The sequence below is a fragment of the Acinetobacter sp. NEB149 genome (assembly GCF_012516415.1).
Classification (GTDB): domain Bacteria; phylum Pseudomonadota; class Gammaproteobacteria; order Pseudomonadales; family Moraxellaceae; genus Acinetobacter; species Acinetobacter lwoffii_V.
Map to the genome: position 1 here is coordinate 1,922,257 of NZ_CP051208.1, position 15,793 is coordinate 1,938,049.

14 protein-coding genes and 1 pseudogene are annotated in these 15,793 nt (G+C 42.5%); 9 read left to right on the top strand and 6 right to left on the bottom strand.

Annotation, left to right across the window (positions count from 1 at the left end; translation table 11 throughout):
* Position 1 precedes the first annotated feature (1 nt).
* The 4 genes and pseudogenes from HGD77_RS09155 to HGD77_RS09170 form a co-directional block, all read left to right on the top strand.
* Positions 2-892: a LysR family transcriptional regulator gene (locus HGD77_RS09155; RefSeq protein WP_004278827.1), complete on the top strand. Its 891-nt coding sequence runs from the start codon at positions 2-4 to the stop codon at positions 890-892.
* Positions 893-981: 89 nt separating this feature from the next.
* Positions 982-1,959, top strand: coding sequence for a transaldolase (tal, locus tag HGD77_RS09160; RefSeq protein WP_004645437.1), 978 nt, complete (start codon positions 982-984; stop codon positions 1,957-1,959).
* Between the two features lie 75 nt (positions 1,960-2,034).
* Positions 2,035-2,694, top strand: a complete 660-nt coding sequence (gene leuE, locus HGD77_RS09165; protein WP_004278829.1) for a leucine efflux protein LeuE — start codon at positions 2,035-2,037, stop codon at positions 2,692-2,694.
* A gap of 109 nt (positions 2,695-2,803) precedes the next feature.
* A pseudogene (locus tag HGD77_RS09170) lies at positions 2,804-3,181 on the top strand (benzoate/H(+) symporter BenE family transporter); the annotation flags it as partial.
* A gap of 42 nt (positions 3,182-3,223) precedes the next feature.
* Here HGD77_RS09170 and HGD77_RS09175 read toward each other — a convergent pair.
* Both HGD77_RS09175 and HGD77_RS09180 read right to left on the bottom strand, forming a co-directional pair.
* The gene (locus HGD77_RS09175; RefSeq protein WP_000743272.1) at positions 3,224-4,156 is read right to left on the bottom strand and encodes an IS5-like element IS17 family transposase; all 933 of its coding nucleotides are present in this window, start codon (positions 4,154-4,156) and stop codon (positions 3,224-3,226) included.
* A 145-nt stretch (positions 4,157-4,301) separates the two neighbouring features.
* The gene (locus HGD77_RS09180; RefSeq protein WP_228761476.1) at positions 4,302-5,273 is read right to left on the bottom strand and encodes an alpha/beta hydrolase; all 972 of its coding nucleotides are present in this window, start codon (positions 5,271-5,273) and stop codon (positions 4,302-4,304) included.
* A gap of 280 nt (positions 5,274-5,553) precedes the next feature.
* Between HGD77_RS09180 and HGD77_RS09185 the strand changes: the two genes are divergently transcribed.
* Both HGD77_RS09185 and HGD77_RS09190 read left to right on the top strand, forming a co-directional pair.
* On the top strand, positions 5,554-5,997 hold the full coding sequence (locus tag HGD77_RS09185; protein WP_004731460.1) for a universal stress protein: 444 nt from the start codon (positions 5,554-5,556) through the stop codon (positions 5,995-5,997).
* A gap of 135 nt (positions 5,998-6,132) precedes the next feature.
* Positions 6,133-6,579, top strand: a complete 447-nt coding sequence (locus tag HGD77_RS09190) for a universal stress protein (RefSeq protein WP_004278835.1) — start codon at positions 6,133-6,135, stop codon at positions 6,577-6,579.
* Positions 6,580-6,612: 33 nt separating this feature from the next.
* On the opposite strand, the gene HGD77_RS09195 is transcribed toward HGD77_RS09190, so the two are convergent.
* Together HGD77_RS09195 and pepN are read right to left on the bottom strand one after the other, a co-directional pair.
* Positions 6,613-6,822, bottom strand: coding sequence for a hypothetical protein (locus tag HGD77_RS09195; RefSeq protein ID WP_004278836.1), 210 nt, complete (start codon positions 6,820-6,822; stop codon positions 6,613-6,615).
* A 215-nt stretch (positions 6,823-7,037) separates the two neighbouring features.
* A complete protein-coding gene (gene pepN / locus HGD77_RS09200) occupies positions 7,038-9,644 on the bottom strand; it encodes an aminopeptidase N (protein WP_138742536.1) in 2,607 nt (868 codons plus the stop codon).
* A 361-nt stretch (positions 9,645-10,005) separates the two neighbouring features.
* Here pepN and HGD77_RS09205 point away from each other — a divergent pair, with 361 nt between their 5' ends.
* The 3 genes from HGD77_RS09205 to thiM all read left to right on the top strand — a co-directional run bounded on the left by HGD77_RS09205 (position 10,006) and on the right by thiM (position 12,465).
* Positions 10,006-10,263, top strand: coding sequence for a hypothetical protein (locus tag HGD77_RS09205; protein WP_004278839.1), 258 nt, complete (start codon positions 10,006-10,008; stop codon positions 10,261-10,263).
* Positions 10,264-10,424: 161 nt separating this feature from the next.
* Entirely contained in the window at positions 10,425-11,585 is a 1,161-nt protein-coding gene (locus tag HGD77_RS09210; protein ID WP_005106588.1) for a hypothetical protein, read from the top strand.
* Between the two features lie 31 nt (positions 11,586-11,616).
* Entirely contained in the window at positions 11,617-12,465 is an 849-nt protein-coding gene (thiM, locus tag HGD77_RS09215) for a hydroxyethylthiazole kinase (RefSeq protein ID WP_138742534.1), read from the top strand.
* Between the two features lie 21 nt (positions 12,466-12,486).
* Here the strand turns inward: thiM and HGD77_RS09220 are convergent.
* A protein-coding gene (locus HGD77_RS09220; RefSeq protein ID WP_138742533.1) for an IS5 family transposase occupies positions 12,487-13,238 on the bottom strand; the annotation gives its coding sequence in 2 pieces (ribosomal slippage) (positions 12,487-12,902 and positions 12,902-13,238; 753 coding nt in all).
* 615 nt (positions 13,239-13,853) lie between these two features.
* Complete coding sequence (locus HGD77_RS09225; protein ID WP_005247303.1) at positions 13,854-15,377, bottom strand: TerC family protein; 1,524 nt, start codon at positions 15,375-15,377, stop codon at positions 13,854-13,856.
* Positions 15,378-15,793: the final 416 nt, after the last annotated feature.

Genomic DNA, 15,793 nt, shown 5'->3' on the forward strand with positions numbered 1-15,793 from the left:
TATGAATGTTAATCAAGAACAGCTACTGATGTTTAAAACTGTGATGGAAACCGGTTCTTTCTCTGCGGCTGCCCGTCAACTAGGTAAAGTACCTTCCGCAGTCAGCATGGCCATTGCCAATCTGGAAATTGACCTGAATCTAGAACTGTTTCAGCGTATAGGTCGTGAACCAAAACCGACCGCACAGGCGCAGGTATTGTATGAAAAAACCCAGCAACTTCTGGTCGAAATGAATCAGTGGAAACAGCATGCTCAAGCCCTAAGTTCAGGCCTGGAATCTGAACTGAATATTGTGGTGGTTTCAGAATTACTGCATACGCGTTGGACCGATTATATCGTGTTACTGGAACAGGAATTTCCTGCACTGCAAGTCAATGTATTTAGTGCACCTCAGGAAGATGCACATCGTATGCTGTTCGAAGGTTCAGCGCAGCTGGCCCTGATGTTTGAACGCGAACAACTGGAAACACGGGAACAGTTTGTGGAATTGAAACGTGAGGTACTGGTCGCTGTAATCGCCAAACAGCATCCCCTAAGTCAATTCGATCAAGTCAGTTATGAACAGATTTTGCAAAACAGGCAGATTGTGGTGGCCAGTCGGGATCGCACCATCAAGCCGGAACTACTCTTTTCACGAAATTACTGGCGCACCGACAATCATCATTCGGCTTGCAGCATGATTCAGCAAGGACTGGGCTGGGGGGTTCTGCCACTCGAAATGCTGAATGAGCAGCCACATTTGCAAGATCAGTTACAGGTTCTCAACCTGCTCGATTTCACCCCAAAGTTTGAATATTTTGTTGATCTGGTCTGGAGCAGAGAAACCCGATTAGGCACAGCTGCTCATTTTTTGATTAATCACTTGCGCAAACAACGTAAAACCGGGCATTAATCACAGAAATTCAACGACAGTCTACTTGGTAAACCGGCCATTTATGATATATAAGAAAGCATAAGCAATAACCATAGAACTAGATCGTAATGACATTAACTGCATTAAACCAATTAAAAAACTTGACGACCATTGTGGCAGACAGCAGTGATTTGAGTGCCATTGAAAAATTTCGTCCGCTTGATGCAACCACCAATCCATCGCTGATTACTGCAGCAGCAAAACAACCTGAAAATCAGGCCTTGATTGAAGCTGCTTTTCAGCAAGCCCAGCAAGAAGGCTATGCAGATGACGCTCTGATTGAACGGACTATTGATATTTTAACGGTCAAATTTGGTGTAGAAATCTTAAAACTGATTGAAGGTCGTGTTTCAACGGAAGTCGATGCTTCGCTGTCCTTTAATACTGAAGCTACCATTGCCAAAGCCAAAGAGTTACTGGCACTTTATGCGCAATATGGAATTGACTCAGACCGCATTCTGATCAAGATCGCGTCTACCTGGGAAGGCATTCAGGCAGCGAAAGCACTGGAAGAACAAGGCATTCATACCAATCTGACTTTATTGTTTGGTCAGCATCAGGCCCATGCCTGTGCTGATGCCAAAGTAACATTAATCTCGCCTTTTGTCGGCCGTATTCTGGACTGGTACAAAAAAGCTGAAGGCGTTGAGTCTTACCCGATTGAAAAAGATCCGGGTGTACTTTCGGTTAAGCGTATTTATGAATTTTATAAAGCGCATGGTATTCAGACTGAAATCATGGGTGCCAGCTTCCGCAGTATTGATCAGGTTCTAGGCTTGAGCGGCTGTGACCTGCTCACGGTAGCACCAAACCTGCTGGCCGAACTGGAAAATGATCAGCGTGAAGTGCAGGCCCAACTCTCAGCCAAAGATATTAAAGTTCAAGGTGAACTCAGCCCAATCAGCCCTGCCGATTTTGAAGCACAACTGAAACAGGATCCGATGGCCAGTGAATTATTGCAAGGCGGCATTGACGGTTTCATTAAAGCCCGTGAGCAACTGGCTGCTTTATTACGTGAAACTTTCCTGAGTACCACTGAGATTTAAAGAAAATTTAGCAAATTTCTCCAAGCCGATGTTGCTATAATGCCGCATCGGCTTTTTTGTTCATGCGAGTTTTTCGTGTTTGGTATCACAGATCTAACGACCTTTATCATTGGAACCACGTTGATTGTGCTACTGCCCGGGCCGAATTCCCTGTATGTCATGTCGATTGCTTCGCGCTTTGGGATTAAGACGGGATATATGGGTGCCTTGGGGGTTTATACGGGCGATCTGATCCTGATTATATGTACAGCATTGGGAGCAGCTTCTTTACTGCATGCCTTTCCGGTACTGTTTATTGCACTGAAAGTTATTGGAGCGATCTATCTCAGTTACTTGGGTATCAAGCTAATCATTGCGGCCTACCAGACTTTCTTTCCGGAAAAGTCATCACAACGCGTCCAGATTAAAAAGACGACTCCAGATACGGTAGAATCTGTTCAGCCCTTTCGTACAGCGCTCACAATCAGTATTTTAAATCCCAAAGCGATTCTGTTTTATCTGTCTTTTTTTGTGCAGTTTGTCGATCCTGCCTATCCTTATCCAGCCCTGACATTCACGCTTCTGGCTGTAATCTTGCAATTGATCAGTATGACCTATCTGTCGATCCTGATTTTTTCTGGTGTAAAACTGGCGTCCTATTTCAACCAAAATTATAAAGTGACTGCCAGCTGTGTCGCAGCGGTCGGGATCCTGTTTTGCGGTTTTGGCCTTAAACTGGCGACTTCAACTTTCTAGCAATGATCGGCTTCAAACCAGTAGACCTTTGGATAAAATTGTTAAAAACATTGTGTTGATACGTGAAAAGCGTATGATTTAAACGCATTTAAAAATAGTGTCATGGATGATGCCAAAACTTTTACAAGATTTCTCCTTTCCTGCCGTCATGGCCGGTTTTATTACCTGCATGATTGGTATTAGTGTTTCCGCCGTACTGGTCATTGAAGCCGCTCAAAGCCTAGGTGCTAATCAGGCACAAATTAGCTCCTGGTTATGGGCACTGGGTATAGGTATTGGAGTTTCTGGATTTTTGCTTTCCTGGAAATATCGTTATCCGATTTCAACCGCCTGGTCGACTGCCGGTCTGGCACTGGTCATTGCTTCTGCCGGTCACTATAGTCTGGGTGAAGCAATTGGCGCTTTTCTGATTTCTGGCATCCTGATTGCCTGTCTGGGATTTTTTGGAATTTTCGAGCGAATTTTCCAGTTTATTCCGGCTTTGTTGCACAAAGATTTGAAATGCAAAGCGCCCCTAATTGAGCCAAATTTAGGGCGTAACTTGGGTAAGTGGTCGACCTAATTCCGTAAATCTGTTGAGGACTGCTACACGTGCATGAATTTCATTCACCTGACTAGGAAAGCTTCTTGCCATTAATTTATCGCCTAATAATTTGATGCAATGCATCTTGGTTTCCACCAAACTGCGGCGATGATAGCCTGACCATTTTTTCCATAATGTCCTGCCTAAACGTTTAACTGTTCGAAGTAATTCATTTCGCTCTAGCGAGCTACTCTTTGTATCTTTCCATGGTTTCGCATTTTTTCTAGGTGGAATCACCGCATGTGCTTGCCGATCTGCAATGACCTGACGGCATTGCTTGGTGTCATAAGCTCCATCGGTATAAACAGAGTCAATCTGCTCATCTTGTGGAATCTGATTAAGTAAATCACCAAGCACCTGTGAATCACTGACATTATTGGTTGTGAGCTGAATAGCGCGTATTTGTAGGGTTTTGGCATCTATACCAATATGTAGTTTACGCCATTGGCGACGATATTCAGCTCCATGTTTCTTGCGTTTCCATTCGCCCTCACCTAGAAACTTCATGCCTGTAGAGTCTACGAGTAGATGCAGCCCATCGCTACTTTTTTGGTAGCTGATTGCAATATCAATATGCTTTTGTCTTCTACAAAGCGTACTGTAATCTGGTGCGGTCCAATTTAATCCGCAAAGTTTAATCAGACTTTGCACAAAGCCAGTGACCATACGTAAAGATAGACGGAATAAGGATTTAATCATTAAGCAGCATTGGATAGCTGCGTCGGAGTAGGTTTGATTTCGCCCTTGTTTGCCTTTTGATGGAGCATACCATTGCGTAGCAGGATCAAACCAAATGGCAATATTTCCGCGACTCATGAGTGCTCGGTTATATGCGGGCCAATTGGTTGTGCGGTAGATTTTGTGTGTAGGCTTCTTCATTTGAAAATTATATCGCTGAAAAAGCCTTTACAGATAGGTTTGTGCAACAAAGCCTTTTTTAAACTCCAAACAATTTTTCAATGATTGCTGTCGGGACGATCTGACATGATCAATCTTGAAAGATTTATTTTTCACAATTTTCTCTTCAAGGTGAAAGCTGATGTAAAAAATCCAGGGTTTTGACAAAGGTTTGCTGACTTTCCTTTTTGCCCATAAAAAACTGATATTCATGAATGAGCCAGGCTTTAGACTCTGGATAAAATATTTCAGTCACAGGAACCTGCTGTTCCTTCAAAGCTTTTACAAATGGTAGTGACTGAGTATCGGTCAGAAAATCCTTATTCCCACCACTGATCAGGACAGGTGGATAAGACGGCGTAATATACTGAATCGGAGAAATCTGCTTTAAAAACTCGGCATCATGTTTACGCTCGCTGGTATAAGCCTGAATCAGGTTAAAGACACCCCATTCGATAATTTTCATTTCTTCAGGTGCTGTGCTGGCAAATGCTTCCAAGTCATAAATTCCACAATGCAAGATTAAACCTTTAAGCTGCGTAGGTTGCAGATGAGGCTGAATACCGGATTGGTTGGCAAATACAGGATTGGTCAAAAGCGCGGCGTAATGGCTAGCTATATTCGCCCCGGCAGAATCTCCGGCCAGATATAAGTTCTGGGCATCAATTTGGTAGGTGTCTGCATAGGTATCTAGAAATTCAAGTGCCTGATTGATCTGGTGTAACTGGCTTGGATAGGTCACTTGTGGCGCAAACTGGTATTGTACGGATACCACATTATAGCCCTGTGCCGCCAGCAGCTTGAAATAACCGCGTGCATGTTCTTTAGAACCTGAAATCCAGCCGCCGCCATGAATCCAGACAATAGTCGGTCGCGGGCCAATACTGGCAATATTCTGCGGCTGATACAGATCCAGAGATAATTTCTGTTGCGGCGCATAGGTAATATTTTGCTGGACGATAACCGCACCAGGCGCATAACGATCCATCACTTTTTGCTGCAAGCCTGTGGTCAGGTTAAAAGCACCGGCAATGACTTTACTGTTCTGTGTGGTCTGACAGCCGGAAAGAATAACTGAACCTATGAGCAAAAGATGAATGGCAAAAACCTCAAAACTGTCCCCTATACATGATCTAAAAACAGGCTACGGCAGTTTAAACTATCCTGCTGCAAACAAGGACTATTCATCCTCTTATTTTTGATCACTAAAACTGCAATTCCGAGTTTTTTACTCTGTTTTTTTCATCACTTTTACATGAAAAATATTTGTAATTTAATGAGTTTTTTCAATTTTACCGCTTTTTTGCAATTGCACCCGCCACAGCACTGTGCTATCAATAAACCAAGCCTAAAAATCAGACAACCTGCGGAGAAAAGCCATGGTCTATCAACATATTTTAGTCCCAGTGGACGGTTCAGAAATTTCCTTTTCTGCAGTACGACATGCTGCCAAAATTGCCAAGGCATTTGGTAGTCAGCTTTCCCTGATCAGCCTGATCGCAGAAGATCCTTTTACCGAGGCTGATTTCTATTACAGCTCCTCTATCATGAAGGAATATTTTATCGAGGCACATGCCAATGCCAAAAAGGCCTTGAAAGAAGCCACTGCCATCGCAGCCGGTGAAGGTATTGAAGCGCAATCCCGCATTGTCACAGGTTTAGTCAATGCAGAACATATTGCTGAAACCGCGGGTGAGGTGAAAGCCGACCTGATCGTCATGGGTTCTCATGGCCGTAAAGGCTTCCAGAAAATGATTCTGGGCAGCTTTGCACAAGATGTATTGGGTGCGAGTGAAATTCCCGTACTGATCGTGAAAAAATAATCCTGATGCTGCGCATCTTCAAGATGTGCAGTACTTGCTACTTTTACATTTGGAAGTCTAACAAAACATGCTGTGGAGATTTACTCGCTTAAACCACACTCCCCTTTACTGCAATAATAAATATGAGGAAGCACCATGAATAACTATGATCATCTTCTCGTAGCACTCGATGAGTCCTCGATTTCCTATGCTGCCGCAGATCATGCCCTGGAACTGGCCAAAGTATTTCATAGCCATGTCACTTTACTCAGTGTGATTGCGGTGGATCCCTTTAAGGGCGTAGATTTTTACAAAGTTGCTCCTGCAGTCACAGACTATTTTATGCATGCAGAACAAAATGCACTGGATCGTTTAAATGAACTAAAACTGAACTTTGTTCGTGATGGCATCCAGGTGACGACAAAAATCCTGCATGGCATGGCACCGTCAGAAGGCATTATGCAGGCTGCAAATGAATCCCCGACTGATATGATCATTATGGGTTCACATGGTCGTAAGGGTCTGCAAAAACTCATGCTGGGCAGTGTCGCTCAGAATGTTCTGGCACTTTCTTCCATTCCAGTCCTCATCGTCAGACAATAAGATGCTTGATCAAAGCCTGCATGATGCAGGCTTTTAGCGAAGCTTTTGATTTAACTCACTTAAGAAAATTTCAGCATCAAGCTGGCTTTGAAATACTTTTTTGTATTCTCCGACCTGCTGAATGGAATGCGGCGTATATTGAATGGAGATTTCAAGTAAGCCATTTTCAGGATTCTTGCTGACATGTACGGCAATAATATGCTGGCTATTTAAATAAAAACCATCTTCAATTTTCACTAACATATCTTGGACAACCTCTAGTAAGCGAATCTGTAGATCCCTTTACCTAGCTTACAGCTTAATAAACAAATACTCTTTTCCGTATAATCATACTGTAACACCCTTTAGTACTTACCTAAGCCTTTAGAGAAATTCAACTGTATTTAAAGCCAGCGTTTGAAATAAACAGGAAATAAAAAACCGGATCAGGTCGATCCGGTTTTTTATGAATATTGATGTTATACGCTGAGCATACTATTGAGTGTCTCAGACACATTTTTAGATTTAACCAGTGGCTTTAAGGTTTCAAGTTGTGCTTTCACTTCACTGCGTTGCGGTTCTGCCAAGGTATACCAGCGTGACAATACCTGTAGCAAACGTGAGCCTACAATCGGATTTTTCTCGTCCAGATATTTTGCCAGTCCAATAAAATGCTGCACGCCAAAGCTCCAGGTATTGACCGGATTAGCATTCAGCCCCCCGCTCACTGCACGGATACGGTTAGGCACAGCCAGATCATAATCCGGATGCTGGGTCAGATACGCAATCGTTGCATCCGTTGCTTTTGGATGTGCTGCCTGAACCATAAACCATTGGTCTAAAGACAAGGCTTCATCTTCAAAGCGGCTATAGAAATCTGCCAAAGCTTCTTCTGCTTGTGGTGCATCATTCCAGACCAAGACTTTCAGCGCACCCAAACGTTCAGACATATTGCCTGTGTGATATTGCTCATGGGCTAAATCAAAGGCAAATGCATCTCCCTGACGAGCAATCATCGTCAGCATGATGTTTCTTAAGGCGCGCACGCCCATTGCTTGCGAGAATTCAGATTGCAGATCAGGATCCAGATTGAGATAAGTTTCTTTCGCTGTTTCCCCAAATGCGCGTGCCAAGGTATGCAGCAAAGCCTCACGTTTTTCCTGAATCATGACTGGATTATAATCCTGATCAATACGGCTACCTAAATAACCTTCCGACGGAATATCAAACAGACGTGATGCCAACAGCGGATCTTTCTCAATCACATCCGGCAAGGTATTGAGCATAGCCTCGATATAAATTTCTGCAGGCTGGTCATCCAGCAAGATACGCTCGAGTAAGGTCTGAGTTGCTTGCCACTGGTTAAAACCATTCGTTTCATATTGCAACAGGAAAGCCAGCTCTTTTTCTGAATAGTCAAAGTCCAGATTCACTGGTGCAGAGAAATTACGCAGCAAGGACACCACTGGTTTTGCTGTCACACCGCTAAATTCGATCGTTGCCTCATCCTGATCAAACAGATACACGCCATCTTTCACGCCATTTTCAAAGAGTGCCTCAGAGTTCAACGTTAGCTGCTTACCTGTTTCAGCATCAAACAATGCCAAAGCGACTGGAATGGGTACTGCTTTCAGATTTGGATATTTAGCATGGGTTTTCAGGCTTTGCTTAAAGCTGAGGCGATAGATTTGGGTCTCTACATCATATTCAGCTTTTGCTTGAAGTTTAGGCGTACCCGGCTGGTTATACCAGGTCAGGAAATTTGAAAGATCCACACCTGAACCTGCTGTTAGTGCAGCCACCCAATCCTCAACCGTTACCGCCTGACCATCATGACGGCGGAAATATTCATCGGTTCCCTGACGGAATTTTTCCTTGCCAAGCAAGGTCGCCATCATGCGGTTAATTTCCGCACCTTTTTCATAAACGGTGGCGGTATAGAAGTTGTTAATTTCTACAAAATGATCCGGACGCGGTGGATGTGACAATGGGCCTGAATCTTCCGGGAACTGATGTGCTTTCAGAACTGCAACATCATCAATACGCTGTACTGCAGCCGACTGTAAATCTTCCGAGAAAGACTGATCACGGAATACGGTCAAGCCTTCTTTCAGACACAACTGGAACCAGTCACGACAGGTAATCCGGTTACCAGTCCAGTTATGGAAATATTCATGCGCAATGACTGACTGCACTCGCATGATAGCAGCATCAGTGGTGTACTCTTCATCGGCCAGCACACATGAAGTATTGAAGATATTCAGACCTTTATTTTCCATGGCACCCATGTTGAATGCACTGGTCGCCACGATCATGTAGTTATCCAGATCATAAGGCAGACCATAATGCTCCTCATCCCAGCGCATGGAATGTTTGAGCGCTTCCATGGCGATCTTGCATTTTGGAATATCTTTTTCTTCTGCGTAGATTTCCAGAGCTACATTGCGGCCTTCCGATGTGACATAGGAATCTTTCATCACTGCCAAATCACCAATGACACAGGCGAACAAATAGCTCGGTTTCTTGGTCGGATCCTGCCACACGGCATAGTGACGATTGGCATCGACTTCACCTGTTTCCAGCAGGTTACCATTTGCAAGCAAAACCGGATATTTCTTATCTGCTTCGACACGCGTCGTAAAGACCGACAACACATCTGGACGGTCTGGATAGAAAGTAATTTTACGGAACCCTTCTGGTTCATTTTGGGTCACAAACAGATCTGAACTGGCCTGATATAAACCTTCCAGCATCGTATTACTTTCAGGGTGGATTTTAACCACAATTTCAAGCAACACTTGATCAGGTGCATTGGCAATGACCAGCTGTTCAGCATCCAAGTGGTAGTCACTGGCATTCAGGGTTTGACCATTTAACTTAATCGATTGCAGCTCTAGATCGCGGCCAAGCAGAACCAGATCGCCAGCAGTTTGGCGCTGCATCTCCAGCTTGCTGCTGACCAGACTGTGGTCACTATAGACTTGAATATTCAGGTCGATGGAATCAACAATAAAGCAAGGTTTTTGATAGTCTTTTAAATAAATGGTTTGATCCGCTTCGATCACCGGGTTTGCCGCAATATTCATGTCCTGTCCTAATCTTTTATCGTGTTCGACATTGTTCATGTCAAAATCATACGCCAAGTTTTAAACGCTGTCTGTGCATTTGTATTGTTAGATCTAATATGGGCATTTCATGCACCACTTTCAATGCATTCTGCCTAATTGAGCAGCACTCGACTCTACATAAGAAATATCTGTGCCATAAAAATAGTCAGGATCATAATTTCTGACATTTTCATAAATAACTGATTTAAAAATATATAATTTTATTTGCTGAGTAACGAATAAATTCTGATTAATAAATGAGCACACTTCTTGCTACAGTTAAACTGTGTTTTTCCACACTTCCAATGAAAGAATAATGATAACGATGATGAGGTGAGCCATGTATTTAAAACAGCATGTTGTACGGATCGAAAATATCAAAACTTTGCAGACCCTGGATCAGGCCAATATTGATCATAAAGTGATTGCCCTGTTGATGAGCTGTGAAGGCATTCCGCTTCAGGCCCATGAAGTGACTGCCATTCTCAACACCTACGATGCACTCGGTGCCAAAAAAGTGCCCTCTAAAAAGGTTCAGGCCTTAATTCATGCCAAACACCGCGGCGAGGAGGACGACACATTACCCTGCCCGGTTTAAAAAACGTCATTTCATGTTTTTAAAATCAGAGCTACTTCGGTAGCTCTTCTCCTGTTTGGGTGACTATTTCTGATTTAGAAAAATTGCACCAGTCCACTACGTTTGCATCTCATCAGCCGTGTATAATCAAATGCCCTTCCATTCTAGAGTTGCTCGCGACCATGGTATTCAGTGTTCTGCAAAAACAGCTTGATGAAAGTACTCACTGCCCATTGTGTAAGGCATCGATGTATTGGATTGAGGCAGAACAATATGATCAGGAGCTGAGCTATCATGAATGCAGCCATTGCCAGCATCAGCTTTACTCCGATCAAAAGCACAATTGTTATTGCGAACAATGTCTGGCGCAGCGTAAACGCATGCTCAAGGAAGTCCGTTTACAGGAAAACCGTCAATATCATAAAAAGCAGGATCGGCCGGTTCTTGAGCTGAATCAGCTCAGTTTTATCAATAAACTGTTTTTACTTGCGATTCTGGATGAACAGGTGCAGGAATATAGCCAACACCGTGAATATATTGACTGGCATCAAATTCGATATTATTCCATCAGTCCCAATTATCTGTTCCAACATGGTCTGGTGAAAAGCCTGATCCGGGATCAGGTTCTGATTCCCAAAGATCTCCAGCAGGAAAATCAGCATTATTATATTAATGTGCGACTGGATGGTTATTCTGAACCGACCCTGTTCAGTATCACCCAGCAGCTGCGCAACTGGTTTTATCAAAACCTGAGCCAAGGTGTGCCCTTTAAAAGTGCAGATGAAGTCAAAGATGCACTCTATTGCCTGCTATATGAAGAAATCATTCAGTTTGCCCAATTCTATTGCCGTAGCTGGAATGTGCAAATTGCCGGAAATCAGAGCTTTCAGACCTTTTGCTATCGTCTTTTGGATGTACTGGCTGTGGGTCAGATTTATTATCTGGTGCAGACCGGGCTGGAATATCTATATAAACAAAAAGCCCTCAAGCCCCGCAATGAAAACTTTATTAATACCAATCTGCTGAAAAAAACCTTGCAGCAGTACCGCGAACGTTCAGTTACAGAAAAATGGGAAACCTCTACCCTGCCGCGTCCACCGCAACTGGCATTCAGCAAGATGAGCGAAATCCTGTTTTATCGGTTTTTGGGCTATGATGAAAATATCTTCTTTCAGCCGGTGTGGCGTTCGTGGCACAAGATCGAACCTCGCCTGAAATTCTATTCCCAAAAACGTTGTATGCATTGCGGCTCACAGGAACTGTCGGTGGATTATGATGCCAGTGACTATGTCAGCCTGTTCTGTCGTAGCTGCAAGCATCAAGACCATTATTTTACCCGCTGACCGAATACAACGAATCTTTCTCCTATTCTAAATGACCACGATGACTACTTCGATGCAAGCATTACAGCAAACACTTCTGGACCAGATCTGTGAAGCCTGGTTGAAACTTCAGCAACAGCAACCCCTGGTGCATATCATGACCAATACGGTGGCCAGCAACTATGTCGCCAATATTGTACTGGCTGCACATGCTTCTCCGGCCATGATCGACAATCCTTTTGAAGCTGAAAGTTTTGCCAAGATTGCAGCAGCAATCAGTCTGAATCTGGGTACACCAACTACCGAGCAGGTTCAGGCGATGCAGATTGCTGCGAAAACTGCACATCAATTGCAAAAACCGTGGGTGCTTGATCCGGTCGGTTATGGAACAGTTCTGCGCTGGCGTTCTGGCGTCGTAGATCAGTTGATGCATTCCCAGCCTACGATTTTACGAGGCAATGCTTCTGAAATTGGTGCTTTGGCTGGCAAGCAGATCGAGTCCAAGGGTGTAGACAGCACAGTAGACAGTGCGGATGTTTATTTACAGGCGCGAAGTTTGCTGGATCATTGTGAATGTATCGCAATCTCCGGTGAATCTGATTACATTATTTCAAAAGACTATCCTGTGATACAGGTGTCAGGCGGTTCTGCTTTACAGCCCCGAATCACGGCGATGGGATGTGCACTTGGTGCACTGATCGCTGCATATAGCGCAGTAACCTCTCCAGCCCTTGCTGCATTAACGGCACATGTACATTTTGCTATTGCTGGGCAATTGGCATTTGAACGTGCGCAACAATTAGGCAGTTTTAATGTCGCCTTTCTGGATGAAATCCATCAACTCAATACTGAAATAATCCGACAATACGCCAACTTTAAAATTCTGCCAGAATCCATTTAGTTTACTAGGGTCTGTTGAGAATTACCGAGAGTTAATTAAACTCGCGCACAGTTGAATCATGGCTTCAAAACTCGTATCTGTTTTACAACTACGCATCGCTATACGTTTAAATTCTTTTAACTTACAGAAATAGTTTTCAATGAGATGACGCCATTTATACATAATCGTATCAAATGCTCTCATTACTTTTCGATTAGATTTGGGTGGGATCACCACTTTCACTTTACGTTCATTGAGTTCTTGGATGAGCCAATCTGCATCAAATGCTTTATCCGCTAGTAATGCTTGAAAATCAACATCTTCAATTAAAGGTTTGGTTTCTACTAAATCGTGATATTGACCAGGCATTAATCGAAACTTAATAAGGTTGCCTAGACTATCCACTAAGGCAAGAATTTTACAGGTCATTCCACCTCGAGATTTACCTATAGACTGTTTGAAAGTCCCCCTTTTGCACCTTGCCCATGTCGATGAACTTTAACAATCGTTCCATCAATCATGGCGTATTCCAAATCAACATCTTCATTTACAGATGCAAAAATATTTTCAAATACACCAGCTTTCACCCAATCACGGTATCTTTTAAAGACGGTATTCCATTTACCAAAATGAGGAGGTAGATCACGCCATGGACTGCCTGTACGGGCAATCCATAGGACTGCTTCTAAAAATAATCGATTATCTTTTCCAGTACGACCTCGATCGGTCACTTTACCTAGGCAAAAAGGTTCCATTTTTGCCCATTGGGCATCAGTAAGTATGTATCTATCCATAGTACTATTATAAATTAATCAGTAGCCTTTGTTAATTCTCAACAAGCCCTAGTCGCTTCACAGGGTGTTTGTTCTCTTGAATAGCTAAACGCCCCTCTTTATATTGATCCTGCTCATTTGCTCTATTGATCTCCTTAAAAATGTTCTGTCTAGCTCTTTCGGAGATCATTTTTGAGTAGTTTTATTCTGAACTGAGTAGGCTTCATACAACTTATCTAATGATTTCCACACAAACGATTTCCATTTTACTTAAGATCTGTTTGCATCATGCAAATCTAGTTCATGTGAATTGTAGTTCAATTTTTTGTCAGTATTTAAATATGACTTTTAAGTTTTGATTAACAGGTTACATGAATCAATATTTGATGCTTGATCATGCTTATTTTCGATTGCTGACTTGACTTTTTCGGCTTCAAAATCTCACTGCAATATCCGGATATTCAGCTCAATCGGGAACATGACTAATAGTATGAATAAACTGATAAAAATCAGTTTAAACGAAGGCTCATATTATTTTAATGAGCCACATTCAACAGACATGCATTAAAAAAGCCAGCTGCCACTAAAGCAACTGACTTTTAGAATTTGAACAAATAACGTGTTTAAAACACCTGTTTAACCTACGTAATGAATGCTGACCGACTTGATACGATTGCTTTCAATTTCAGTGACTTTGAACTGCACACCTTGATAATTTAACTCGGTGCCCACTTCAACCGTACTGTTGGTTTTATCCAGAATCAAACCCGCCACACTGATATAACCGGCATCTTCATCAATCAGATCAATCATGCCAAGCTCAAGCTCAAGCTGATAAAGATCTAACATGCCCGATGCAATCCAGTGCGTATCATCGATTTTAACTAGATCTAGCTGTTCGTCTGCATCCGGGAATTCACCAGCAATTGCTTCAAATACATCTAGCGGTGAAATCAGACCCTGTACATTACCAAACTCGTCACTCACCAAGACCAAAGAACCTTTAGAAGTACGCAAGGTATTAATCGCGTCAATAACTTTCATCTTTTCAAAGATATAAATTGGGCGATGACGTTTAATCAGTGCTTTTAATTCTTCCGGCTCTTCCAGTACATCTAATAATTCTTTGGCACGTACTACGCTAATCACCTTATCTAGGCTACCGCGACATACCGGGAACAGACTGTGTGGAACAGACAGAATTTTTTCACGGATCTGTTCTGGGCTATCTTCCAGATCAACCCATGAAATCTGACCGCGCGGCGTCATGATCGAAGCGACTGAACGCTCTGCAAGGGTAAGCACCCCACCAATCATATAGCGTTCTTCATCTGCAAAGGTTTCTTGTGCCTGATTATTTTGACTGTCGGTCGTCTCTAGCTTGCCACCCATTAACTTCAGGATCGAGTCAGCCGTACGATGACGCAAAGGAATCTTGGATTCATGTTTAGCAGCATTACGCTGACCGAACTGGTTGAATGCTTCGATTATGATCGCAACACCAATACCTGAATAGATATAGCCTTTTGGAATATGGAAACCAAAACCTTCTGCAATCAGGCTGATACCAATCAAAAGTAGGAAGCTTAAACACAGAATCACCACGGTTGGATGGCGATTCACAAAGTTGGTCAATGGTTTCGATGCCAGTAGCATCACGCCCATTGCGACAATCATGGCAGCCATCATGACATAAATATTGTCGACCATACCAATGGCGGTAATCACTGAATCTAAAGAGAAAACAGCATCTAAAACAACAATCTGTGCAACAACAGCAGTGAAACTTGCATATACCACATTGGTAGACACTGTGACTTCAGGTTTACCTTCAATCTTTTCATGCAGCTCAGTAACGGCCTTATACACCAGGAACAAGCCACCAAATAACAAGATCAGGTCCCGACCGGAGAAGGTCCAGTCAAACACAGTAATCAATGGTTGTGTCAAAGTGACCAACCAGGCAATGGCAAATAACAGGCCTAGACGCATGAATAATGCGAGAGACAAACCAATAACACGTGCTTTATCGCGTTGTTCAGGAGGAAGTTTTTCAGCCAGAATGGCAATGAAGACTAGGTTATCAATACCTAAAACAATTTCAAGAATAATAAGAGTAATTAAACCTACCCAGATTCCGGGATCTAATAAAAATTCCATTAGAGAATGACCCCGTTCGAGTAAGCTAGAAATAGAGATGGAAGATCAACGCACGGCGAGGGATCCATTAAAATTTAACCTATGCAACTTAAGACTATTCCATTATGCATAAACTGAGTATTTTGTAATGTATTAATTTACAAAAAAATTACATGATCATGATTTTATTGAGACTTTTATGATCAACTGATTGATGCTGAAACTGATTAATTTTAATTTTTTCTACATCATTTATTCGAATTGAATTAAAAATAAACAGAATTTAGTTTGATTAGACCATTACTTTTAAGGTCACTTAAAGATTAGAGCATAAACTATTTTTTTATTGAAAGAACAATCACTTAAAAATATAGCTGTAAATAATCATTTACTATATTGACTAAAACCACTCAATCACCCTATATTTCTTAAATCGA